This window comes from Calidifontimicrobium sp. SYSU G02091, assembly GCF_022631395.1.
Classification (GTDB): domain Bacteria; phylum Pseudomonadota; class Gammaproteobacteria; order Burkholderiales; family Burkholderiaceae_C; genus Calidifontimicrobium; species Calidifontimicrobium sediminis.
This window is the reverse complement of the sequence record NZ_JALBGB010000007.1, coordinates 20,842-43,980: the sequence shown is the minus strand read 5'-3', so window position 1 is coordinate 43,980 and position 23,139 is coordinate 20,842. Positions and strand designations below refer to the sequence as shown.

At 71.1% G+C, this 23,139-nt stretch carries 19 protein-coding genes, 1 tRNA gene, 3 pseudogenes and 1 riboswitch; of the genes and pseudogenes, 7 read left to right on the top strand and 16 right to left on the bottom strand.

Features of this window, described 5'->3' with window-relative positions; translation table 11 throughout:
• Window positions 1-186: 186 nt before the first annotated feature.
• From MOJ79_RS06630 to cutA, 4 genes are all read left to right on the top strand, one after another.
• Window positions 187-1,356, top strand: coding sequence for an E22 family MetX-like putative esterase (locus MOJ79_RS06630; protein ID WP_241923424.1), 1,170 nt, complete (start codon window positions 187-189; stop codon window positions 1,354-1,356).
• Window positions 1,357-1,602: 246 nt separating this feature from the next.
• Complete coding sequence (locus MOJ79_RS06625) at window positions 1,603-2,253, top strand: hypothetical protein (protein ID WP_241923423.1); 651 nt, start codon at window positions 1,603-1,605, stop codon at window positions 2,251-2,253.
• Window positions 2,250-3,515 (top strand): pectinacetylesterase family protein, encoded by a 1,266-nt coding sequence (locus MOJ79_RS06620; RefSeq protein WP_241923422.1) that lies wholly within the window; start codon window positions 2,250-2,252, stop codon window positions 3,513-3,515. The genes MOJ79_RS06625 and MOJ79_RS06620 overlap by 4 nt, the downstream gene beginning before the upstream one ends.
• A complete protein-coding gene (gene cutA / locus MOJ79_RS06615; RefSeq protein ID WP_241923421.1) occupies window positions 3,508-3,873 on the top strand; it encodes a divalent-cation tolerance protein CutA in 366 nt (121 codons plus the stop codon). The genes MOJ79_RS06620 and cutA overlap by 8 nt, the downstream gene beginning before the upstream one ends.
• Window positions 3,874-3,929: 56 nt before the next feature.
• On the opposite strand, the gene MOJ79_RS06610 is transcribed toward cutA, so the two are convergent.
• The 8 genes from MOJ79_RS06610 to MOJ79_RS06575 all read right to left on the bottom strand — a co-directional run bounded on the left by MOJ79_RS06610 (window position 3,930) and on the right by MOJ79_RS06575 (window position 11,868).
• Window positions 3,930-4,005, bottom strand: a tRNA-Asn gene (locus tag MOJ79_RS06610).
• 58 nt (window positions 4,006-4,063) lie between these two features.
• Complete coding sequence (locus tag MOJ79_RS06605) at window positions 4,064-6,127, bottom strand: TonB-dependent siderophore receptor (RefSeq protein WP_241923420.1); 2,064 nt, start codon at window positions 6,125-6,127, stop codon at window positions 4,064-4,066.
• Window positions 6,128-6,327: 200 nt separating this feature from the next.
• Window positions 6,328-6,440, bottom strand: a riboswitch (TPP riboswitch).
• Window positions 6,441-6,530: 90 nt separating this feature from the next.
• Entirely contained in the window at window positions 6,531-7,631 is a 1,101-nt protein-coding gene (locus tag MOJ79_RS06600; protein WP_241923419.1) for an NAD(P)/FAD-dependent oxidoreductase, read from the bottom strand.
• A 54-nt stretch (window positions 7,632-7,685) separates the two neighbouring features.
• The gene (gene fdxA / locus MOJ79_RS06595; RefSeq protein WP_119291100.1) at window positions 7,686-8,009 is read right to left on the bottom strand and encodes a ferredoxin FdxA; all 324 of its coding nucleotides are present in this window, start codon (window positions 8,007-8,009) and stop codon (window positions 7,686-7,688) included.
• A 118-nt stretch (window positions 8,010-8,127) separates the two neighbouring features.
• Complete coding sequence (gene cobA, locus MOJ79_RS06590; protein WP_241923418.1) at window positions 8,128-8,934, bottom strand: uroporphyrinogen-III C-methyltransferase; 807 nt, start codon at window positions 8,932-8,934, stop codon at window positions 8,128-8,130.
• Window positions 8,931-9,659 carry a phosphoadenylyl-sulfate reductase gene (locus MOJ79_RS06585; protein WP_241923417.1) on the bottom strand — a complete coding sequence of 243 codons (729 nt, stop codon included), beginning with the start codon at window positions 9,657-9,659 and terminating at the stop codon, window positions 8,931-8,933. The genes cobA and MOJ79_RS06585 overlap by 4 nt, the downstream gene beginning before the upstream one ends.
• On the bottom strand, window positions 9,656-10,168 hold the full coding sequence (locus tag MOJ79_RS06580) for a DUF934 domain-containing protein (protein ID WP_241923416.1): 513 nt from the start codon (window positions 10,166-10,168) through the stop codon (window positions 9,656-9,658). Before MOJ79_RS06580 ends, MOJ79_RS06585 begins: the two co-directional genes overlap by 4 nt.
• Entirely contained in the window at window positions 10,165-11,868 is a 1,704-nt protein-coding gene (locus MOJ79_RS06575) for a nitrite/sulfite reductase (RefSeq protein WP_241923415.1), read from the bottom strand. The genes MOJ79_RS06580 and MOJ79_RS06575 overlap by 4 nt, the downstream gene beginning before the upstream one ends.
• A gap of 112 nt (window positions 11,869-11,980) precedes the next feature.
• Here MOJ79_RS06575 and MOJ79_RS06570 point away from each other — a divergent pair, with 112 nt between their 5' ends.
• The 3 genes and pseudogenes from MOJ79_RS06570 to MOJ79_RS06560 all read left to right on the top strand — a co-directional run.
• Entirely contained in the window at window positions 11,981-12,889 is a 909-nt protein-coding gene (locus MOJ79_RS06570; protein ID WP_241923414.1) for a patatin-like phospholipase family protein, read from the top strand.
• Window positions 12,890-13,258: 369 nt separating this feature from the next.
• A pseudogene (locus MOJ79_RS06565) lies at window positions 13,259-14,458 on the top strand (IS256 family transposase).
• Window positions 14,459-14,513: 55 nt separating this feature from the next.
• Window positions 14,514-14,966 (top strand): annotated as a pseudogene (locus MOJ79_RS06560) (transposase); the annotation flags it as partial.
• 216 nt (window positions 14,967-15,182) lie between these two features.
• On the opposite strand, the gene MOJ79_RS06555 reads toward MOJ79_RS06560, so the two are convergent.
• The 8 genes and pseudogenes from MOJ79_RS06555 to otnC form a co-directional block, all read right to left on the bottom strand.
• Window positions 15,183-15,938 carry an SDR family oxidoreductase gene (locus MOJ79_RS06555; RefSeq protein ID WP_241923412.1) on the bottom strand — a complete coding sequence of 252 codons (756 nt, stop codon included), beginning with the start codon at window positions 15,936-15,938 and terminating at the stop codon, window positions 15,183-15,185.
• Between the two features lie 29 nt (window positions 15,939-15,967).
• Complete coding sequence (locus tag MOJ79_RS06550; protein WP_259374358.1) at window positions 15,968-17,419, bottom strand: aldehyde dehydrogenase family protein; 1,452 nt, start codon at window positions 17,417-17,419, stop codon at window positions 15,968-15,970.
• Between the two features lie 331 nt (window positions 17,420-17,750).
• Window positions 17,751-19,025: pseudogene (locus MOJ79_RS06545) on the bottom strand (TRAP transporter large permease); the annotation flags it as partial.
• Between the two features lie 66 nt (window positions 19,026-19,091).
• Complete coding sequence (locus MOJ79_RS06540) at window positions 19,092-19,583, bottom strand: TRAP transporter small permease (RefSeq protein WP_235823412.1); 492 nt, start codon at window positions 19,581-19,583, stop codon at window positions 19,092-19,094.
• Window positions 19,584-19,659: 76 nt separating this feature from the next.
• Window positions 19,660-20,637 (bottom strand): TRAP transporter substrate-binding protein, encoded by a 978-nt coding sequence (locus tag MOJ79_RS06535; protein WP_241923411.1) that lies wholly within the window; start codon window positions 20,635-20,637, stop codon window positions 19,660-19,662.
• A 29-nt stretch (window positions 20,638-20,666) separates the two neighbouring features.
• The gene (gene denD / locus MOJ79_RS06530; protein ID WP_241923410.1) at window positions 20,667-21,680 is read right to left on the bottom strand and encodes a D-erythronate dehydrogenase; all 1,014 of its coding nucleotides are present in this window, start codon (window positions 21,678-21,680) and stop codon (window positions 20,667-20,669) included.
• Complete coding sequence (otnI, locus tag MOJ79_RS06525; RefSeq protein WP_241923409.1) at window positions 21,677-22,465, bottom strand: 2-oxo-tetronate isomerase; 789 nt, start codon at window positions 22,463-22,465, stop codon at window positions 21,677-21,679. The genes denD and otnI overlap by 4 nt, the downstream gene beginning before the upstream one ends.
• A 13-nt stretch (window positions 22,466-22,478) precedes the next feature.
• Entirely contained in the window at window positions 22,479-23,123 is a 645-nt protein-coding gene (gene otnC, locus MOJ79_RS06520) for a 3-oxo-tetronate 4-phosphate decarboxylase (RefSeq protein WP_241923408.1), read from the bottom strand.
• Window positions 23,124-23,139 lie beyond the last annotated feature (16 nt).

The following is a 23,139-nucleotide window of genomic DNA, read 5'->3' as shown; positions in this document are numbered from 1 at the left end:
GCGGTGTCGGTGCGCCACGCCGAGGTGCGCGGCGAGCTGCCGGCGTTCGGCGCCAGTGGCACGCGCGACGCCGAGGCGGTCGCAGAGCCTGCCGGTTTCTCCCGGATCGCCGTCGCGCCGCGCGGCGCTACGATGGCCGCGGCACGGTGTGGGCACCGTGACCGGTCAACCGAGGAGGCGACAACGATGAAGCGATGGCTCAGGCCCTTGTGGGCGGTGGCGCTGGGTGCGGCGGTGTTCGCCGCGCAGGCGCAGGACGTACTGCTGACCGAGAAGAAGGTGTTCGAGCTGCCGAGCTACACGACGGTGGGCGGCGCGACGATCAAGCAGGTGCGCGTCGGCTACGAGACCTACGGTCGCCTGAACGCCGCGGGCGACAATGCCGTGTTCATCGCGCACTTCTACTCGGGCACGTCGCACGCCGCAGGACGCTACAAGCCGGGCGACGCCGCGCCGGGCTACTGGGACGCGATCATCGGCCCCGGCAAGGCGATCGACACCAACCGCTTCTTCGTCGTCAGCGCCGACACGCTGTCGAACCTGAACACGAAGGATCCGAACGTGACGACGACGGGCCCGTCGTCGATCAACCCCGACACGGGCCGGCCGTACGGCATGAGCTTCCCGGTGATCCGCATGCGCGACTCGGTGCGCGTGCACAAGGCGCTGCTCGACGCGCTGGGCGTCAAGAAGCTGTATGCGGTGGCCGGCGCCTCGGGCGGTGCGGTGCAGACGATGGAGTGGGCCGTGACCTACCCCGACTTCGTCGAGCGTGCGATCGCGGTGATCCCTCCCGGGCTGTCGATCTCTCCGTGGGCCATCGCGCTGCTCGAGGCATGGGTCGCGCCGATCAAGCAGGACCCGAAGTGGAACGGCGGCGACTACTACGGCCGCGACGAGCCGCGCGACGGTGTCGCGCAGGCGCTCAAGCTGGTGACGCTGACGGCGCGCCACTGGGGCTGGGCCGAGAAGGCCTTCGGCTACAAGCCCGCCGACCCGGCCAGGCCGCCGGGCGACGCGATCGAGAACCGCTTCCTGATCGAGGACACGCTGGTCAAGGCCGGCATCGCGCGCGCCGCCACGACGGACGCCAACCACAAGATCTACATGGCCAAGGCCAATCAGCTGTTCGACGTCGAGGCGGAAGCCGGCCGCATCCAGGCCAAGGTGCTGTTCGTGCCCGCCAGCAGCGACCTGATCTTCCCGCCCGAGCGCTCGCGCAAGGCGGCTGACAAGCTGCGCAGCCTGGGCAAGCGCGCCGAGGTGTTCGAAATCGACGGCGACGGCGGCCACCTCGACGGCGTGCTCGCGATCGGCAAGGCGGCCGACGCGATCCGCACGTTCCTCGCCCACTGACAGCGGGCGCCGCGTTCTGTGGGCTCCGGGGGCAAACCCCGTTGCCGCGAGCCGGCGTGCGGCCATAGTGGCGGTGTGCGCCCTGCCGCTTCTCACCGCACTTCTCACCGCGCTTCGCGACCGCGACTCGCCGGCATCGCCGTCGTCGCGGTGGCCGCGCTCGCGGGCGGGGCGTGGTGGCTGCTCGACGACGCGCCGTCCGGCGGGACGCCGTCGACGGCGCCGACGCCGCCTTTGGTCTCCGGCATGTCATCACCGGCCGCGTTGCAGGCGGCGTCGCCGGGCGCGGCGGCGATCGCGCCGGCGGGCACGGGCATTTCGGCGCCCGGCGATCCGCGCGCGGCGGCCGATACCGACATCCCCGCCGGCCTGACGCCCGAGCAGTACCGCGAACTGCGCGCGACGCTGGCCGACCACCCGCAGCGCGACGCCGAGATCGCGCGCGTGGCCGCGTACCTGCAGTTCACGGCGCAGTGGCAGGCGTTCCTGCAGCGCCGTGCGATGGGCGCCATCGACGACGACCTGCGCGCGCTCGCGCGCACGCTCGACGACGGCCTCGGCGAACGCCTCGCGCAGCGCGAGATGACCGCCGGCGAGGCGGCCTTCGTCAAGGCCGCGCTGCTCGAGGTGCTGCAGCCCGACGCCGCGGCGCGCGATGCGGCGCTGAAGGCGTGGCGCGCCGAGGCCGACGCGGCCGCGCGCGCCGCAGCGCCGCCGCCCGATGCGCGCGAGGCCGAGTTCGCGCGCCGCCAGGCGGCCATCGTCGCCGCGTGGCAGGCGCTGCCGCCGGCGCAGCGCGACGCGCAGCGGCTCGAGGCCGAGCTCGAGGCGCTGCGCCGGTCCGTGTTCACGACGCCGCCGGCCGGCGGCAACAACCCCGCAGGAGGAGCGCGATGAAGACCTTGCGATCGTGGTGGCGGGCCGCCGTGGCGGCTGTGGTGATGGCGGCGCCGTCGTGGGCGCTGGCCCAGTACTACCAGTGGGTGCCGGTGACGCTGCCGGTGTCCACCGGCGCGTCGTGCGGCAACGGCACGCCGTACACCTTCTTCGTCAACCGCGCGCTGCTGACGCGCGACACCGTGATCGTCTTCGAGGGCGGCGGCGCCTGCTGGGACCAAGCCGCGTGCGAAGGCCAGGGCAAGCTCAGCGCAGCCAACCCCAACGGCATACCGACCGACTACCTGAGCCAGTTCAACAGCGCCGCCTACGGCTACGTGACGCCGTTCAGCGCGCGGCTGAACCCGTTCCAGAGCGTGCGCACGCAGAGCTGGAACATGGTCTACCTGCCCTACTGCACCGGCGACGTGCACACCGGCAGCAAGGTGCAGGTGTACGCAGACGCGAACCCGGCCGCCCCGCGTACGCAGTTCCACCGCGGCCAGGCCAACGTGCGCGCCGCGGCGCAGTGGCTGCGCAGCCACCTCGGGCGGCCGAACCAGCTGCTGCTGACCGGCTTCTCGGCCGGCGGCGTCGGCTCGACGGCGACCTACCCGATCGTGCGCGACACGCTGGCGCCGACCGGGCGCACCTCGCTGCTGGCCGACTCGGGGCCGCTGTTCCCGGCGCCGCGCTCGAGCACGCCGGACCAGCACCCGTCGCTGCCGCTGCACGAGAAGATCCGCACGGTGTGGGGGCTCGACGAGTCGGGCGGCATGGTCACGCAGTACGCCGCGCTGCCGGGCTTCGACGCCGACGACCTCGGCACGATCCACCGCGCGCTGGCGCTGAGGTATCCGCAGGACCGCTTCGCCTACGCCGTGTTCGGCGCCGACGGCAACTTCTCGGCGTTCAGCTACGAGAAGTTCTACCCCGAGATCGCGAGCGCGCCGAGCGACCTCGCGCGCCGCCTGCTGCTGCAGCAGCGCTGGGACCGCGACCTCGCGAACTGGGTGCCGACGCTGGCGGGCCTGAACAACGTCGCGTACCACGTGCCGTGGTTCCGCTGGTTCAACGACTCGCACTGCCTGACGGTCATCGACTTCAGCGGCACCGGCATCGAGGAGCGCGGCATCGCGGACCTGACGCCTTTCGTCAACAACACGCTCGACCGCGGCACGCCGATGCGCAACGTCGAGACCGACCGCGTCAGCGACCTGCTGCGCCCGGTCAGCCCGGCGCTGACGCTGCTGTCGGTCGTGCTGGCACTGTTCGGTGGCTGACGCGGACCGCGCCACGGCGACGCCGGTCGCCGTCGTCACCACCTGCGCCACGCGTGACGAGGCGCTGCGCATCGCGCACGCCCTCGTCGAGCGGCGGCTCGCGGCGTGCGTGCAGCTGTCGGCGATCGACAGCGTCTACCGCTGGGACGGCAAGGTGCAGCAGGAGCCGGAAGTGCGGCTCGTCGTCAAGACGCTGGACGCGCGCTACGGCGAGGTCGAGCGTGCGATCCGCGAGCTGCACCCGTATGCGCTGCCGCAGATCGTCGCCGTGCGGCTGGACCACGCATTGTCCGCCTATGCGGACTGGATCGTGGCCGAATGCACCGCGGAGGGCGCCGCCGACGGCACGGGCGGCTGAGCAGCGCCCCAAAGACAAAGGCCTTCCGAAGAAGGCCTTTGCGATGCACGAGCGTTTGGCTCCCCGAGCTGGGCTCGAACCAGCGACCTGCGGATTAACAGTCCGTCGCTCTACCGACTGAGCTATCGGGGAAGAGCCGCGCATTATAGCCGCAGCGCGCCGGCGCCCGCAGGCCGCGCGGCGGCGTGCGTCAGAACGCCGCCTGCAGCGACGCGCGCCAGGTGCGCGCCTCGAGCGGGAACAGCCACGCGTGGCCGAACAGCACCGGTGCCTCGCGCCACGCGCGGCGGTCGAACACGTTGTCGACGCCGACGCGCCAGGTCAGCGTCGTGCCGCCGGTGCGCTGCACCCAGCGAGCCCCGACATCGAAGCGCGTCCAGCCGGCGATGCGGTAGACGGCCGGGTCGCCGGCCAGCCGCAGCTCGCGCGAGCCCTCGTGTACAACGTCGCCGCTCAGCGCGAGACCCTCGACGACGCCCGGGCGGTACGTGAGGCCCGCGCGCAGGCTGAGCTCGGGCACGTTGTTCGGCCGCGTGCCATTGACGCCGGGCAGCGCCGAGCCCTCGCGCGTCGCGTCGAGCCACAGCGCGCCGGCACGCCAGTCCCAGCGGCCCGTCGTCGCGCCGAACTGCGCCTCGACGCCGCGGTGGCGCGCGTCGCCGTCGATGCGGCGCGTGCAGGTGGCCACGCCGTCGCAGTCGCCGAAGTCCTCGGCCACCGGACGCGCGATGTCGAACAGCGCGACTTCGGCACCGAGCGCCGCAGTGCGCCACTTCCAGCCGAGTTCGACCTGCCGGCTCTTCAGTGCCGGCAAGGCCTCGCCCGCGTTCGTGTAGCGCGGCCGGTTGGGCACCACCTCCGACTCCAGCCCCTGCCCCCAGCTCACGTACCACGTCTGCGTCGGCGTCGGGCGGTGGCTCAGCGCGAGCCAGGGCAGCGTCGCCGACTGCGCGTACGACGTCACCGCACTGCCGTCGGTGCGCACGCTGTCGCGCGCCAGGCGCGTGTGGCGCAGGCCGGCCCACAGCTGCCAGCCGGGCGCGACGTCGATACGGTCGCGCAGGTAGAACTCGGTGCTGCGCTCGCGGCGATCGGTGTTGGTGTCGGTCCAGCCCGGCGACGGCGGCACCACGACCGGCGCGAACACGTTGCTCAGCCCCGCCACGTCGAAGACCTGGTCCTCGAACGTGGCGCGGTAGCGCGTGAACAGCACGCCGGCCGTCAGCGCGTGCCGCCACGCCCCGGTGGTGACCGCGCCTTCGACGTGCAGGTCGAGCGCGTCGCTGCGCCGGCGCTCGTTGTCGCTGACGAACTCCCAGACGCTGAAGTCGCCGTTGGGCGCGAAGCGGTCGCAGTAGGTGCACGCGTAGTCGGCGTCGTAGACGCCGTACGGGAACGCGGTGCGGTCGTCGGTCGTCAGCCGCTGCACCATGCCGTGCGCGACGAAGCGCCAGTCGGCGCCCAGGTCCTGCGTCCAGCGCAGCGACGCGGTGCGGCCGTCGAAGACGACCGGCAGCGTCCACGGCTGGTCGTTGAGGTTCGTGCGCGGGTCGATCGCGTTCGGGCTCGGCACCGTGTCGCCGAGCAGGCTGAAGCCGGGCACGCTGGGCTGGCGCTGGCGGAAGACGTCGAACTCGGCTTCGAGCCGGCTGCCCGGCGCCGCGCGCCAGTCGCCGGCCAGCGCGACGACGTGGCGCTCGCCCTGCGCATTGCGCGTCGGCGGGTCGAGCCGGTCGAGCGCCACGTTCAGCCGCAGCCCGGCGTCGCGCGCGGCGCCGAAGCGTTGGCTCAGGTCCACCGCCGCGCCGAAGCCGCCGCCGTCGCGCGCCTCGACACGCACGTGGCGCAGGTCGCTCGCCGGGCGCTTGACGACGAGGTTGACGAGCCCGCCCGGCGCGCTCGTGCCGGCCTGGATGCCGCTCGTGCCGCGCAGCACTTCGATGCGCTCGAGGTGGGCCAGTGGCAGTGCCGTCTCGGCGTTGATCGGCAGGCCGTCTCGGCGGTAGTTGAAGCGGTTGTCGAGCACGTAGCCGCGCACGCTGAGGATGCTCCAGTAGCCCTCGGCGTTGTATGAGTCGCCCACCGCCGCGTCGAAGCGCGTGAGGTCGGAAAGCTGCGTCGCGCCGGCGTCGACGAGCCGCGCCGCATCGACGCTGCCCACCGACATCGGCAGCTGCGACGGCGGCACGTCGCCGAAGCCGCCGACGCTCACCGGCGCGCTGGCCGCAGTGCCGGTGACGGTGACGCGCTGCACGTCGTCCTGCGCGGGCGCGGCCAGCGGCAGCAGTACCGCGACGGCGGCAGTGACCGGCGCCAGGCGCCGGCGGGGCGCGCGCGGGCGCGGCGCACCGCAACGCAAACGAGAGCGGGAACGAAAACGGATAGCCATGCGAGCCTTTCGGTCGATGGCAGGTCGGCGGTCGGTGGAGACGACGCGCACCCGCGCACGCGGCACGCATCGCCAGACTGCTTCCCTGCGCGAGGATTACCTCAATCAGGTTCAAGGGGACTCTCTCAGCCGACGGATGCGACTCGCGTCGCGTCCGCCAGCACCCCCAGCGGATGCGCCCGGCAGCACCGGACGCGGCGCGCATGATACGGAAAAGACGAAGGGCCGCGTCGCGCGGCCCTTCATCGCCCCGGTGCGAGCGGCGTCGTCAGTCGAACACCGGCGTCTCGACGCCGAGCACCTTGTGCAGTTTCGGGCTCGTCGTCGTGTACTGCAGGTGGATCTTCTTGTCGGGAAACACGTACGGCGCCGCGCCGAACGCAGCGAGCGCCGCCTCGTGGAAGCCCGACAGGATCAGCTTCTTCTTGCCCGGGTAGGTGTTGATGTCGCCGACTGCGAAGATGCCGGGCACGCTGGTCTCGAACTTCTCGGTGTCGACGACGAGCTGCTTGCGCTCGATCGCGAGCCCCCAGTCGGCGATCGGCCCGAGCTTGGGGCTCAGGCCGAAGAAGACGAGCAGCATGTCCATCGGCACGACGCGCGTGACGCCGTCGCCGCCGGTGACCTTCACCGCCGTCATGCGCCCGTCGGCCTCTTCGAAGCCGGTGACCTGGCCGACGATGAACTGCATCTCGTAGGCGTCGCACAGCTCCTTCATCTTCGCGACGCTGGCCGGCGCGGCGCGGAAGCCGTCGCGGCGGTGCACGAGGATCACGCTCTCGGCCTTGTGCGGGCCGTCCTGCACGAAGTTCAGCGTCCAGTCGAGCGCCGAGTCGCCGCCGCCGACGATCACGAGGTTCTTGCCGGCGAACTGCGCCGGGTTCTTGACGCGGTAGAACAGCTGCGTGCCCTCGAACTTCTCGATGCCGTCGACCTTGAGCGTGCGCGGCTGGAACGAGCCGACGCCGGCAGCGATGAATACCGTCTTCGTGACGAAACGCGTGCCCTTGCTCGTCTCGACGTCGAAGCGGCCGTCGTCGCGCTTCTTCACCACCGTCACCTCCTGGCCGAGGTGAAACGTCGCGCCGAACGGTTCGATCTGCTTGAGCAGGTTGTCGGTCAGCTCCTTGCCGGTGCACACCGGCACGGCCGGGATGTCGTAGATCGGCTTGTCGGGGTACAGCTCGATGCACTGCCCGCCCGGGTAGGCGAGCGAGTCGATGATGTGCGCCTTGATCTCGAGCAGCCCGAGCTCGAAGACCTGGAACAGCCCCACCGGGCCGGCACCGACGATGACGGCGTCGGTCTCGATCGGACCGTCGTGGCTGCGGGCGGTGTCGGCGACTTCGGCGTTGGCTTGCGGTTCCATCGGGTACGGCTCATCGGGCCCGGTGCGGGCGGGGTGTGAAGGTGTCGGCCCGACTCAGCGCTTGAGCTCGGACAGCTTGTTCTTGACGTCTTTCCACTGATCGGCGTCGGGCAACGGCGCCTTGCGCTTCGTGATGCTCGGCCACTTCTTGGCCAGCTCGGCGTTCAGCGCGATGAAGTGCTGCTGGTCGGCCGGCACGTCCTCCTCGGGCACGATCGCGTTGACCGGGCACTCCGGGATGCACACCGCGCAGTCGATGCACTCGTCCGGATCGATGGCGAGGAAGTTGGGGCCCTCGCGGAAGCAATCGACCGGACACACGTCTACGCAGTCGGTGTACTTGCAGCGGATGCACGCTTCGAGAACGACGTGGGTCATGGGCAGGCTCGAGAAAAAGGGAAGGACCGGCGCAGCGCGGCGGCGTGACAACACGGACGGGCGTCGGCGCCACGCCATTCGGCGGCCGACACCGGGGGGTGTACGAACGCGTGAGATTTTAAGTCGCGGGGATCCGGGGGCAGCCTTGATGCTTCTCAAGCCCCAGGGTCTTGGGGCCGTTCGCTGCGCCGTCGCGCGCGCCCCCGTGGCCTCGCGGCACGACGGTCTGCGCGCCCACGCCGACGGTGACGACGGTCGGCCGCCCGGCGTGCAGCAGCGCCGCCGCCGCGAGCGTGGCCACGGTGTGGTCGCTCGCGAGCGCGTCGGGGCTGCCGGCGCGCGAGACGACGCACACCGGCGCGTCGGCCGCCCAGCCGGCCGCGCGCAGCGCCCGCGCGAGCGCGCCGAGCTGGCGCCCGGCCATGTAGAACACCTCGGTGTCGGCGCTGCGCTGCGCGTCCAGGCGCGCGGTGCCGTCGGCTGCCGCGCGCACCGCGGTCGTCAGCGCGACGCTGCGCCCGCGTCCGCGCCGCGTCAGCGGTCGCTGGGCCGCGGCGGCAGCGGCCAGCGCGGCCGTGACGCCGGGGACGACTTCGGCATCGATCCCGGCGCGCGCCAGCGCCTGCAGTTCTTCCTCGAGACGGCCGAACACGCTCGGGTCGCCCCCCTTCAGGCGCACGACGCGATGGCCGCGCAGCGCGTGGCGCACCAGCAGCGCATCGATGCGCGCCTGCGCGGTCGAGGCGCAGAACCCGCGCTTGCCGACGTCGATCCACGTCGCGTGCGGCGCCAGATCGCGCAGCGCCGGGTCGGTCAGCGCGTCGTGCAGCACGACGTCGGCCCCGGCGAGCGCGCGCGCACCGCGCAGCGTGATGAGGTCGGCAGCCCCGGGGCCGGCACCGACGAAAACGACGCGGCCGGTCATGCCGTTGCCTCGGCGCGTACGACGTGCAGCCCGCACTCCTTCAGGTCGTCCTGCTCCCACCACCAGCGCCCGGCACGGAACGGCTCACCGACGGCGATCGCGCGCGTGCACGGCGCGCAGCCGATGCTGGGCATGAAGGCGTCGTGCAGCGGGTTGTACGGCACGTCGTGCGTGGCGATGTGGTGCCACACGTCGCCCCAGGTCCAGTCGGCCAGCGGGTTGAGCTTCAGGCGCCCGTCGGCATCGCGGTCGCGCCACGGCACGGCCGCGCGCGCGTCGCTCTGCTCGCGGCGCAGGCCGGTGATCCACGCCTCGCGCCCGGCGAGCAGGCGTGCCAGCGGCTCGAGCTTGCGCAGCGCGCAGCAGGCCTTGCGCAGTTCGACGCTGCGGTACATCGCATCGGCACCGTGGCGGCCGACGAAGTGAACGACGGCCTCGGCCGGCGGCCGGAAGACCTCGACCGCGAGGCCGTAGCGCTGCGCGATGCGCGGGATCAGCGCGAGTGTCTCGTCGTGCAGCGCGCCGGTGTCGAGCGTGGCGACGGCCACCGGCAGGCCCGCGCGCGCGATCAGATCGGTGACGACCATGTCTTCGGCGCCCAGGCTCGTGGCCTGCACGATGCGACCGGCGTGCTCGGCTGCGGCCTGCGCGAGCAGCGCCTGCGTGTGCGCGAGCTTGGCGTCGAAGTCGGGGCTGGGGCGGGCGTAGAGGTCGATCGCGTTCATGCGCGGGGGCGGTGGGTTGGCGTCGCGGCGTCGCGACGAAACAGCGGGCGCGTCTCGTGCACGTCGCCCTGGTAGTGGCCGGCGAAGAAGCGCAGCGCGCGCTGCGCCGAGTCCAGGCTCTGGTCGGCACGCAGCAGCACGGCGTCGAAGCCGGTGCGATGCAGCAGCGGCAGCATGTCGACGAGCACCTCGCCGGTCGCGCGCACCTCGCCGCGGTAACGCAGCCTGGCGCGCAGCAGGCGCGCCTGCGTGTAGGCGCGCCCGTCGGTCCAGCGCGGGAACTGCAGCGCGACCAGCGCCAGCCGCGGCAGGTCGGCCTCGAGCGACTCGACGTCGACGTCGTTGTCCAGGCGCACGCCGACCGGCACGTCGTGCGGCCAGACGTCGCGCACGGCGTGCCACTGTGCGAGCGTCAGCAGCCGGTGCGCGGCCGCAGCCGGCTGCGGCAGCGGGCCGTCCTCACCCTCGGCGCTGTGCCAGGGATCGTGCTGCGGGTCGACGAACTTCATGCCGTGGCCTGTGCGGTGGTGCAGCGCACGGCGTCGGCCGCGGCGCGGAACGGCGCCAGCCCGATGCGGCGCACGGTGTCGATGAACAGTTCGCCGGCCACGCGCTCGCGGCGGTAGGTGTCGACGAGCGCCTCGATCACGTCGGGCACCTCGTCGGCGGCGAACGCCGGGCCGATCACGCGGCCTGGCACGGCCGCGCCCGCGAGCGACGAGCCATCGCTGCCGCCGAGCGTGACCTGGTACCACTCCTGCCCATCCTTGTCGACGCCGAGCACGCCGATGTGGCCGCTGTGGTGGTGGCCGCAGCTGTTGATGCAGCCGCTGACGTGCAGCGCGACGTCGCCGATGTCGTACAGCTCGTCGAGGTCGGCGAAGCGCTCGGCCACCGCCTGCGCGATCGGGATCGAGCGCGCGTTGGCCAGCGCGCAGTAGTCGCCGCCGGGGCACGCGATCAGGTCGGTCAGCAGCCCGACGGTCGGCGTCGCGAAGCCGGCGGCCTTCGCAGCCTGCCACACGGCGTACAGGTCGGCCTCGCGCACCCACGGCAGCAGCAGGTTCTGCGTGTGCGTGACGCGGATCTCGCCGAGGCTGTAGCGGTCGGCCAGCGTCGCGGCGGCCTCCATCTGCTCGGCGGTCAGATCGCCCGGCGCCTGGCCGGCGCGCTTGAGCGACAGCGTGACCGCGCGGTAGCCGCTGACGCGGTGGCCGTGCACGTTGCGCTCGAGCCAGCGCGCGAAACCGGCCTGCGCGTCGAGGTGGCGCGCCGGTTCGAAGCCGCCGCGCGCCGGGCGCACGCCGCTCGGGTCGGCGAAGTGCGCCGCGACGCGTTCAAGCTCGGCGTCGGTCAGCAGGTGTGCGTCGCCGTCGACGTCGCGCTGCAGGATCTTCGCGAACTCGTCGTCGACGGCGTCGAAGAAGCGCCGGCCCTCGGCGCGCACGAGGATCTTCAGCCGCGCCTTGTAGGCGTTGTCGCGGCGGCCGAAGCGGTTGTAGACGCGCACGATCGCCTCGAGGTAGACGAGGATCTGCTGCCACGGCACGAAGGCGTTGGCGAGCGTCGCGATCACCGGCGTGCGGCCCATGCCGCCGCCCACGTGCACCTCGAAGCCGACCTCGCCGGCGTCGTTCTTGACCAGCCGCAGCCCGATGTCGTGCCACGCGGTGGCGGCGCGGTCCTCGCGCGCGCCGGTGATCGCGACCTTGAACTTGCGCGGCAGGAACGCGAACTCGGGGTGCAGCGTGCTCCACTGGCGCAGGATCTCGGCGTACGGCCGCGGGTCGACGACCTCGTCGGGCGCGATGCCGGCCAGCGCGTCGGTCGTGATGTTGCGGATGCAGTTGCCGCTGGTCTGGATGCCGTGCATGTCGACCTCGGCGAGCAGGTCCATCACGTCGGCGGCACGCTCGAGCGCGATCCAGTTGAACTGCACGTTCTGCCGCGTCGTCACATGCGCGTAGCCGCGGTCGAACTCGCGCGCGATGCGCGCGAGCATGCGCAGCTGGCGGCTGGCCAGCTCGCCGTACGGCACCGCGACGCGCAGCATCGGCGCGTGGCGCTGGACATACCAGCCGTTTTGCAGCCGCAGCGGGCGGAACGCGTCGTCGTCGAGTTCACCCCGCAGGTGCCGCGCGAGCTGGTCGCGGAACTGCGCGGCGCGCTCGTTCACCAGACGGCGGTCGAAAGCGGTGTAGCGGTACATGGCGCGGCACTGTAGGCAGCGCCTTCATGTTTGAGAACTACAGTTTTTTCATTTTTTTATGCAACCTGGTTTTGAAGAGCCGCGCACTGGGCGGCTTCCTACAATTACGCGCATGACGTTGTTGCGCCTGTGGGCCATGGCGGTCGTCGCCGCGCTGCTGGCCGCCTGCCAGACGGCGCCGGTGCAGCCGCCGCCGGTCGAGGCCGCGCGCCCGCCGGTGGTTGCCCCAGCGCCCGTACCGCCCCAGCCGCCGCGCATCGGGCTGGCGCTCGGCGGTGGCGCGGCGCGCGGCTTCGCACACATCGGCGTGATCCAGGTGCTCGAGGAAGCCGGCATCAAGCCCAGCCTCGTCGTCGGCACCTCGGCCGGCAGCCTCGTCGCGACGCTGTACGCGAGCGGGCTCAACGGCCAGCAGCTCGCCGCGCTGGCGCTCGCGATGGACGAAGGCGCGATCACCGACTGGTCGTTCCCCGGCCGCGGCGTGATCCGCGGCGAGGCGCTGGCGCGCTGGGTGCGCGAGCAGACCAAGGGCCGGCTGATCGAGCAGATGCCGATTCCGCTGGGCATCGTCGCCGCGGACCTCGACAGCGGGCAGCCGGTGCTGTTCCGCCGCGGCGACCCCGGCACCGCGGTGCGCGCGTCGAGCGCGGTGCCGGCCGTGTTCCAGCCGGTCAAGATCGGCGAGCGCGAGTACGTCGACGGCGGCCTCGTGGCGCCGGTGCCGGTGCGCTTCGCGCGCGAGATGGGTGCCGAACTGGTCATCGCGGTGGACATCTCGACGCCGCCTGAAGGCAACCCCACCGGCGACGCCGTGCGGCTGCTGCTGCAGACCTTCAACATCATGGGCGCGAGCATCAGCCGCTTCGAGCTGCGCGAGGCCGACGTCGTGCTGCGCCCGCGGCTCGCGGGCATCGGCAGCGCCGACTTCACGGCGCGCCAGCGCGCGATCGCCGCCGGGCGCGAGGCCGCACTGGCGCAGCTGCCCTTCATCCGCACGCGGCTGGCACAGGCAGCGCTGTAACGGTCAAGCGCTTCGGGACTGTCTTCACCTCGACGCGTGGAACGGCCGGGATCGGCCCGTGGCGGTCGTTCGCTAAGGCCTGACTGCGAGCGTGGATGCGCGGCACACGGCGCGGGCATGCATGCTCCGGCCCACCTCGCGCAGCAGCGGCGGTGCACTGCAGTCGCCCTGCCCTGCGCAGCGTGGTGGCCTGGCACGGTAAGCGGCGAGGATCGTGCCCCAACGCGTGGTGTAGGTCCACAGCCCGGAAGGGCCGAGATGCACGGGTAGTGTCCTGACTTGTGTGCAGAACCATTTGCCAACGGATGGCGGTGATGGCAAGAGGTTGATTGTCGAAGCCAACCTGCCCCCGCGAGGGGCCGAACCGCCATGACCGCCACTGCCAAGTGGTAAGCCTTCCGTCGTCGCCATTGAAGCCCTGCTGGGTCAGGAGCGCGACGTGTTCAAGCAACTGGTGCGCGAGTCGCTGCAGGCGGTGCTCGAAGCCGAGATGACCGAGCTGCTGGCGCCGAGCCCGGTCAGCGCACCGAGGCGCGCTCGGGCTACCGCGCCGGCTACTACAGCCGCAGCCTGGTCACGCGCATCGGCAAGCTCGAGCTGCGCGTGCCGCGCGACCGCGAGGGGCGCTTCTGCACCGAGCTGTTCGAGCGCTACCAGCGCTCGGAGAAGGCACTCGTCTCGGCGCTGGCGCAGATGTACGTGCAGGGCGTGTCCACCCGCAAGGTCAAGGCCGTGACCGAGGAGCTGTGCGGCCACGCGTTCTCGGCCAGCACGATCAGCCAGATCAACAAGGGCCTGGACGCGGCGCTGGCGAGGTTTGCCCACCGCCCGCTGGAGGAGGCCTACCCGTACCTGATCCTGGACGCGAGGTACGAGAAGGTGCGCATCGACGGGGTGATCCGCAGCCAGGCGGTGCTCATTGCCATCGGCGTCAACTGGGAGGGGCGGCGCCAGGTGCTGGTCGTCGAGCTCGCCAACCGGGAGAGTGCCACCAGCTGGAAGGACTTCGTGCGCCGGCTCAAGGAGCGCGGCCTTGCGGGCGTGGAGTTCGTCGTCAGCGACGACCACGAGGGACTGAAGAAGGCCGTCTCGGAGCTGCTGCCCCAGGCCGCCTGGCAGCGCTGCTACGTGCACTTCCTGCGCAACGCGCTGGACTACCTGCCGCGCCGCGCCGACGACGACTGCCTGCAGGAGCTGCGCTGGATCTACGACCGGCGCAACCTGAAGGAGGCGCAGGCCGATCTGGCGGCCTGGCTGCAGCGCTGGCAGGCGCGCTACCCGCGCCTGACCGACTGGGCCGAGCAGGCCATCGGCGAGACGCTGACGTTCTACATGCTGCCCAGGCAGCACCACAAGCATCTGAAGAGCACGAACCTGCTGGAGCGCCTGAACGAGGAGATCAAGCGCCGCACCCGCGTGGCTCGCATCTTCCCCAACCCGGCGTCGTGTCTTCGCCTGGTCAGAGCCCTGTGCGCCGAGACGCACGAGGCGTGGCTCGAGGACAAGCGCTATCTCAACATGGATCTGCTCAAGGAGCACAAGAAGGCCGCCATGAAGCTCGCGGCCTGATCAGCTCAACCTCGAACCGTGATCGGGTTTCTGCACAACTTGACAGACACAACCCGTGCTGGAGCACCTGCCCAAGGAGCTGCACGCCGGCGTCAGGCGGGCCCTGAAGGACGCCTGGTCGGCCTCGGACGCCGATCTGGCGCGCAAGCAGCTCGGCCGTCCGGCCTGCGCGCTGCAGGCCAGGCACCCGGGTGCGGCGGCCAGCCTGCGCGAGGGCCTGGAGGAGACGCTGACCGTGCAGGCACGGGGCATCACCGGGGCGCTGTACCGCACGCTGCGCACGACCAATCCCATCGAGAACCTGAACGGCTCGGTGGCCCACTACAGCCGCAACGTCAAGCGCTGGGGCGACGGGCAGATGGTGCTGCGCTGGGTGGCCAGCGCGCTCAGCGACGCGGCCACGCGCATGCGCAAGCTGCGTGGCTGCGGCCAGATGCGCACCCTCCTCAAGGCCCTGGATGCCCGTCGTGCGGCAAGCGACGACGGCGCCGTCCTCACGGCCGCGTAGCATGTTCACCAAGGAGCCGTCACCGGTCACGGTTCAACAGCGAACGGGACAGCGCCGCCGGACCATGCTCAGATACGGGCTCGCACCACGGCGTCCGACAACGCCACAGGCTCGCACCAATGACGTGTCGGTCATCTCGGCGCTGCCGTTCACCTTTTAGCCCATAGCCCGGTTGTTTCTTCCAGGACACCTGGCCCGCGCGCGGGGTTGGGTTACTCAGACGCAGCGCGCGCCGTCCACCTCGAGGCACGCCCCGGAAATGAACTCCGCCTCGTCGGACGCGAGGAAGAGCGCCGCGTTGGCGATGTCGAGCGGTCGGGACAGCCGCCCCAGCGGGATGGTCGCGATGAACTTCGCGCGACGCTCGGGCGTGTCCTCGCCCATGAAGTCGGCGAGGAGCCCGGTCTCGCCGGCCACCGGGTTGATCACGTTCACGCGGATACGCTCCGGGCCGAGCTCGGCGGCCATCGAGCGGCTGGTGACGATCGCGGCGCCCTTGCTGCCGTTGTACCAAGTCAGGCCCGGGCGCGGGCGAACGCCCGCGGTGGAGGCGATCGTGATGAAGCAGCCGCCGCCGGCCCTACGGAACACCGGCACCGCGTGCTTCGCGGTGAGGTACAGGCTCTTGACGTTGACCGCGTAGATGCGGTCGAACTCGTCCTCGCCCACCTCCAGCATCGGGCGGTTGCGATGCGTGGTGCCGGCGTTGTTGACGACGGTGGTGAGCCCGCCGTAGGCGTCGAGCGCGGACTGCACCAGGCGGGCGACGTCCGCGTCCTTCGACACGTCTGCCTGCACGAAGACCGCCTCGCCGCCGGCCGCGCGGATCTGCGCGGCCACCCGTTCGCCCCCCTCAGGCTGGAGGTCGTTGACGACCACCTTGCAGCCTTCCTGCGCGTAGCGCTTGGCGATGCCCTCGCCAAAGCCCGAACCCGCGCCGGTCACGATCGCAATCTTGCCCGCCAGCCTCATCGTTCACTCCTTCTCTCTTGGCTCTGCTCTCATCCGTGGCGGAAGGCCACGGTCTTGATGGTCGTGAAGGACAGCAGCCCCTCGATGCCCTTCTCGCGGCCATGGCCGCTGGACTTCACGCCGCCGAAGGGCAGCTCGACGCCGCCCGCCGCGCCGTAGTTGTTGATGAATACCTGCCCGGCGCGCAGCCTCTTGGCCATGCGGATTTGTCGCGCGCCGTCGCGGGTCCACACGCCGGCGACCAGGCCGTAGCGCGTGGCGTTCGCCAGCCGCACCGCCTCGTCCTCGCCGTCGAAGGGCATGGCGGCCAGCACCGGGCCGAAGATCTCCTGCTGAGCGATCGGATGGTCGGCCGGCACATCCGCAAAGAGCACCGGAGCAAGGTAGAAGCCTCCCGCGGGCGCGTCGGGCGCGATGCTGCCCCGGCCGACCACGCGCAAGCCGTCACGCTCGGCCATCTCGACGAATCGCGCGACGCGCTCGAGCTGGCTCCTGCGGATCAGTGGGCCGCACGCGAGATTGGCCGCGCCGGGCCCCACGCGCACCGCATCGAAGGCCTTGCCCAGCCGCGCAAGCAGTGGCTCGTAGATCGCGCGCTCGACGAGCAGGCGGCTGCCGGCCGAGCAGGTCTGCCCCGCGTTCTGCACGATCGCGTTGACCAGCGAGGGCAGCGCGGCATCGAGGTCGGCGTCGGCGAACACGATCTGCGGCGACTTGCCGCCCAGCTCCAGGGTGACCGGCACGTGGCGCTCGGCGGCCGCCTGCGCGACGCGCGTGCCGGTCTCGGGCGAGCCGGTGAACGAATAGTGGTCGATGCCGGGGTGCGCGGTGAGCGCGCTGCCCGCCTCGGAGCCCAGGCCGGTGACCAGGTTCAGCGCGCCGGCGGGAAGACCGCAGCCGGCTGCGAGCTCGGCCACCCGCAGCAGCGACAGGCAGGCGTCCTCGCCCGGCTTCACGACGCAGGCGTTGCCGGCGGCCAGCGCCGCGGCCACCGTACGCCCGAAGATCTGCATCGGGTAGTTCCAGGGCACGATATGCCCGGTCACGCCGTGCGGCTCGCGCTCGGCAAACACCGTGTAGCCCGCCTGGAAGGGGATCGTGTAGCCGCCCACCTTGTCGGCGAGGCCGCCGTAGAACTCGAAGTAGCGTGCGCAGGCGAGCGCGTCGCCGCGCGCCTGGCCGAGCGGCTTGCCGCAGTCGCGCGACTCGATCGCCGCCAGTTCGTCCGCGTGCTCCTGGATGCTCGCGGCCACGCGCATCAGCACGCGACCGCGCTCCAGCGCGCTTGCGCGGCCCCAGTCCCCCTCGAAGGCCTCCCGTGCGGCGGCCACCGCCGCGTCCACGTCGCGGGCGTCGCCGCGCGCGATCGCAGCGAAGGGCTGGCCGTCGGAAGGATCGATCATCGGCAGGGTCTGCCCTCCTGACCCGCGCACCCAGCGGTTTCCGATCCAGTGGAAGCCTTGGTCGTAGCGTGCGTTCATCTCGTACTCCGTGCCATGGGCGTCACTGACGCGCGCCGGCGGGTGGGGATGGGTCGGTGGCCGCCGGGCCGATCGGCGGCGACGCGTCGGTCGCGGCTGGACCGATCGGCGGGGCTACGTTCGTGGGCGCCGGCCCGATCGGAGGCGACGAGTCGGTAGCCGTCGGGCCGATCGGCGGCGACGCGTCCGTGGCCGCCGGACCGATCGGCGCAGATGAATCGGTAGCGGCCGGGCCGATCGCGGGCGCGCCGCCCGGGGGCATGGGCGACGACGGCCCGCCCGGCGCGGGAGCGCCGGACGGTGCGACCACGGGCGCGACCTCCGCCGGCGCGGCGCGTATCGCGTCGCGGATCCCGAGCGACAGGGGCGGAACGTAGGCGATGACCGCCAGGCAGCCGAGCACCACGAGCACGAAGGGCGCCAGGTGGGTGACGATACGCTCGAGCGGAATCTGCGCCACCGTGCACGCAGCGAACAGATTGACGCCGAACGGCGGCGTGATCATGCCCAGCGCCAGATTCACCACCATGATGATCCCGAAGTGGACGGGATCAATGCCGAAGTGCACGGCCACGGGAACCAGGATCGGTGCGAGCACGATGATGGCGGCCGAGGTCTCGATGAACATCCCGATCACGAACAGCGCCGCGTTGATGCCGAGCAGGAACCAGGCCGGCGAATCGAGCGCCTGCGCGAGCCAGTGGCCGATCGCCTCGGGCACGCCCTCGCGCGTGATGATCAGTGCAAACAGGCCGGCGTTGGCGATGATGAACATGATCACCGCACTCGAAAGCACCGACTTCTTGAGGATGGGCAGCAGGTCCCGCAGCCCGAGTTCGCGGTGGATCACCAGCCCGACCAGCAGCGCGTAGAACACCGCGACGACCGAGGCCTCTGTCGGCGTGAACACGCCGCCGTAGATGCCGCCGAGGATGATGAAGGGCATCAGCAGCGCCCAGCTCGCGTCCATCGTCGCACGCAGCACCGGCAGCCGCCCGTCACCGTCCTGCTTGCCCCAGCCCTTGATGCGGCAGTAGACATGCACGAAGAGCATCAGCGTCACGCCGATCAGGATGCCGGGGCCGATGCCGGCCAGGAACAGATCACCGATCGACACCTCGGCCGCCACGCCGAACAGGATCATCGGGATCGAAGGCGGAATCACCACGCCGAGTTCGGCCGAAGTCGCCTGCAGCGCGGCGGCGTAGCTGGTGGGGTAGCCGTGGCGGATCAGCGCCGGGATGAGGATTGCGCCGATCGCGAAGGTCGTCGCCACCGACGAGCCCGACACTGCGGCGAAGATCATGCAGGTCAGCACGGTGGTCATCGGCAGTCCCCCCTGCACGCCACCCACCAGCGACTTGGCAAACTCGACAAGCCGCCGCGAGATGCCGCTGGCCTCCATCAGGTTTCCGGCGAGGATGAAGAAGGGGATGGCCGCGAGGGGGAACTTGTCGATCGCGGTGAACATCTCCTTGGGTGCGATGATCAGCCGCGAGGGGTCGAAGAGCGCCAAGCCCAGAATCGCAGAGCTGCCGATCGAGACGGCGATCGAGATGCTGAAGGCGAAGCACAGCAGCATCGTGAAGAGCAAGGTAGAGGACATCGCGTTGCCGTCGTGGGATTGGTTGGCGCGCGCCCGCCGCGGCCGTGCGGCCGCGACGCCAGGCGTTCACTGTGCGGTGCCGAGTTCTTCGTTCCTCGGATCGAGGAAGTTCGCGGTCACGGCGAGCATCGAGAGCAGCGCGCCCACGGGCAGCGCGAGGTAGGCCCAGCCCATTGACATGTCGATGCTGGCGAAGGTCTGGAAGCGCACGCGCCAGGCCAGGTCGATGCCATACCAGGCGATCACGGTCAGATAGGCGAGCGACACGCCGGCGATCCCCAGACGCACGTAGCGCAGCCACGCGCCGCGCGACAGCCTGAGCATCAGGTCCACCGATACGAGCGCGCCTCGCCTGAACGCGGCTGCGGTGCCCAGCATCACCATCCAGATCAGCAGCCGGCGCATCGCCTCTTCGGTCCAGGTCGACGGTTCCTCGAGCAGGAAACGGCTGACCACCTGCCACAGGCCGAGCGCGGCCACCAGCGCCAGCAGCAATGCGGCGAGCAGGAGTGCCAGCCCGCTGAGGCGGCGGTCGAGGGAGAGGATCAGGGATCTCACGGGGACTCCCGCACGTGCAGGAACGAGGGGGCGGCAGGCCGCGGCCGCACAGGGCGGCCGCGGCCGACACCTGGGCCTACTTGACCGCCTGGATCGCAGCGATGCGATCCGCACCGAACTCCTTCGCGTACTCGGGGAACACGGTCGCGACCGCCTTGCGGAAGCTCTCGCCATCCACGTTCTCGACGACCTGCATGCCGTCCTTGCGAAGCTGTGCGATGCCGTTGGCCTCGTCGTCGTTGACCTTCTTGCGCTGCGCGGCGGCGCCCTTGCGTGCGGCGTCGACGAAGACCTTCTTGTCGGCGTCGGACAGCTTGTTCCACACCGCCGGCGACAGGATGATCACCGCGGGCGAGTACACGTGGCCGGTGAGCGACAGATGCTTCTGCACCTGGGCGAACTTCGCCGAGAGGATCACCGGGATCGGGTTCTCCTGGCCATCGACCGTGCCCTGCTGCAAGGCGGTGAACAGCTCGGGGAAGGGCATCGGCGTGGGCAGGATGCCGAAGGTCTTGTACCCGTCCATGTGCACCTTGTTCTCCATGGTGCGCATCTTCAGGCCCTTCGCGTCTTCGGCCTTCACGATCGGCCGCTTGTTGTTGGTCATGTGCCGAAAGCCGTTCTCGGTCCATGCCAGGCCGATCAGGTTCTTGGCCCGCATCTTGGCGAGCAGGTCCTCTCCGATCGGGCCGTCGAGGGTCTTGCGCGCGTGGTCGTAGCCGCGGAACAGGAAGGGAATGTCGACGATCTTCACCTCGGGCACGAAGTTGCCGAGCGGCCCCGTGGAGGTGTTGACCAGGTCGAGCGTGCCGAGCTGCACGGCCTCGATCATCTCGCGCTCGCCGCCGAGCGCCGAGCTCGGGAATTGCTGGCACTTGTAGCGCCCCTGCGTGCCCTTCTCCATCTCGTCGCAGAACACGGTGGAGCCGACGCCGTAGTGCGACTCCTTCGAGGTGGCGTAGCCGATCTTCAGCACGGTCTGCGCCTGCGCGGCGCCGATCGTGGCGACGGTGGCCGCGACGGCCAGTGCGATGCGGGTGAAAGTGGTCTTCATGCTGTCTACCTCCTGGGGTTGGGATGCCCTCAACGCGGATGGCGCGCCTGGGCTTGAACGACGGGAACGGTCACCGCCTCCGGGTTGTCGCGAACGTACTGGTGCACGATCGCAACGAAGCTCTCGTCGGCCTTCAGGCCCAGCGCCGACGCGCGCCGCGTCTCGAAGCGCGAGGGCCAGCCGCCGACGATGCGCGCGACGTCCGCATCCGGCTCGAACGTCAGCTTCGACACCGCCGCCTCGCCACCCACCTCGCGCAACGCCTCGATCATCTGGCGCACGGTGACGGTGAGCGCGGGCAGGTTCATCGCGGTGCGCCCGCCGAAGGCCTCGCGGCTCGCCTCGAACACGGCGATCAGCCCGTCGATCGTGCTGGCCGGCGAGGCCAGCGCGACCGCCGTGTCGAGGGGCACCGGACAATTCGCCGGCAGGCCCGCCAGCGGCTCCCGGATGACACCCGACAGGAAACCGGAAGCCGCGGCGTTCGGCCTGCCCGGCCGCACCGACACGGTCATCAGCCGCGCGGCCCGCCCGTCGAGGAAGCCCTTGCGCGTGTAGTCGGCGATCAGCTGCTCGCAAACGAACTTCTGGATGCCATACGATGACTGCGGCGTGGGCAGCGTGTCGTCGCGTACCACCGGCGGCAGCGCAATGGCCGGGTCCGAGCCGAACACCGCGACCGAACTCGCGAAGACGAGTCGCGGCGAGTTGCCGGCGGCACGGCAGGCGTCGAGCAGCGCGCGCGTGGTATCGAGGTTGGAGCGCATGCCGAGGTCGAAGTCCGCCTCGCACTCGCCCGAGACCGCCGACGCGAGGTGGAAGACGCCTTCGGGTCGCTCGCGCAAGAGCGAGGGAATGCGCTCGAGCAGGTCGCCCACATCCACGCTCACCCGCGGGTCGGCGAGCAGCGCACGATCCGGCGCGACGCGGTCGGCGAGGATCAGGCGGTCGATCGGGCGGCCGGCCAGCGTGCCACGCGCAAGCAGCGTGCGCGCGAGCCGCGCCCCGAGGAAGCCCGCGCCGCCGGTGATCAGCACTTTCATCGTTGGAAGTCCTTCCAGCGCGCGAACCAGCCGAGGCCGGCCGAGGTGCCAGCGCGAGGACGATACTCGCAGCCGACCCAGCCCGCGTAGCCCAGCGCGTCGAGCTTTTCGAACAGGTACGTGTAGTTGACCTCACCAACGTCGGGCTCGTGCCGCTCGGGCACGCCGGCGACCTGAATGTGCCCGACGCCGGCTGCGTGCTTCTCATAGCGGCGCAGCAGATCACCCTCGACGATCTGGCAGTGGTAGAAGTCCATCTGCACATTCAGGTTCGGCTCGCCCACCTCCTCGCGGATCGAGTGCGCATCGTCCTGCGTGGAGAGGAAATAGCCGGGGATGTCGCGATGGTTGATCGGCTCGATCAGCACCGTGATGCCGTCGGGCGCGAGCATGCGCGCCGCGCGACGCAGATTCGCCACGTAGGTCGCGCGCATCGCGGAGCGGTCCGCGCCTGGCGCGGCGATCCCGGCCATCGCGTGCAGGCGGGTGCAGCCGGTGGCGAGCGCGTAGGCGCCCGCTCGACGCACCCCCTGCTCGAACTCGGCCTCGCGGCCCGGCAGTGCGGCGATGCCGCGCTCGCCCGCGTCGAAGTCTCCGGGCGGCATGTTGAACAGCGCCTGCGTCAGGCCGTTCGCCCTCAGCCGCGCGGCGATCTCGGCGGGCGGCCACGCGTAGGGGAACAGGAACTCGACACCCGTGAAGCCATCGGCGGCCGCCGCACCGAAGCGGTCGAGGAACTCGTGCTCGCCGTACATCATCGACAGGTTGGCTGCGAAGCGGGGCATCGACAGGACTCCTCTACCAGCGCGCGCCGAACTCGCGGCGCAGCTCGTCGATCTGCTCTTCGGTGAGCAGCCGCACGCGCTTGCCGTCGAGCTGTAGGAAGAGCCGGGCGGTGGCCTCGAGCTCCTCCATCGCATACGCGGCGGCCTCGATCGAGTCACCGCTCACCACCGGGCCGTGATTGGCGAGCAGCACCGCCGCGTGCTCGCCGGCGAGCTCGCGGATCGCGTCGGCCACGCGCGGATCGCCCGGGCGGAAGTAAGGCACCAGCGGCAGGCGCCCGACCTTCATCACGTAGTACGCGGTGAGCGCGGGCAGCACGCTGCGCGGATCGATGCCCTCGAGCACCGACACCGCCACCGCGTAGTGCGAGTGCAGGTGCACGATCGCGCGCGCCGCCCCGCGCCGCTGGTACACGGCGGTGTGCAGGGGCAGCTCCTTGGTGGGCGCGTCGCCACAGAGCAGCCGCCCGTCGAAGCCGACCTTCGAAAGGCGCGCAGGGTCGAGCTCACCGAGGCAGGCGTTGGTGGGCGTGAACAGCCAGCCGTCGTCGAGCTGCACCGAGAGGTTGCCCGAACTGCCCGCGGTGAGGCCGCGCGCGTACAGCGAGCGGCCGATCTCGCACAGGCGCTCGCGGGCGCGCTGCTCGGCGGGGCTCATCGGGCGGGGGTTCGCG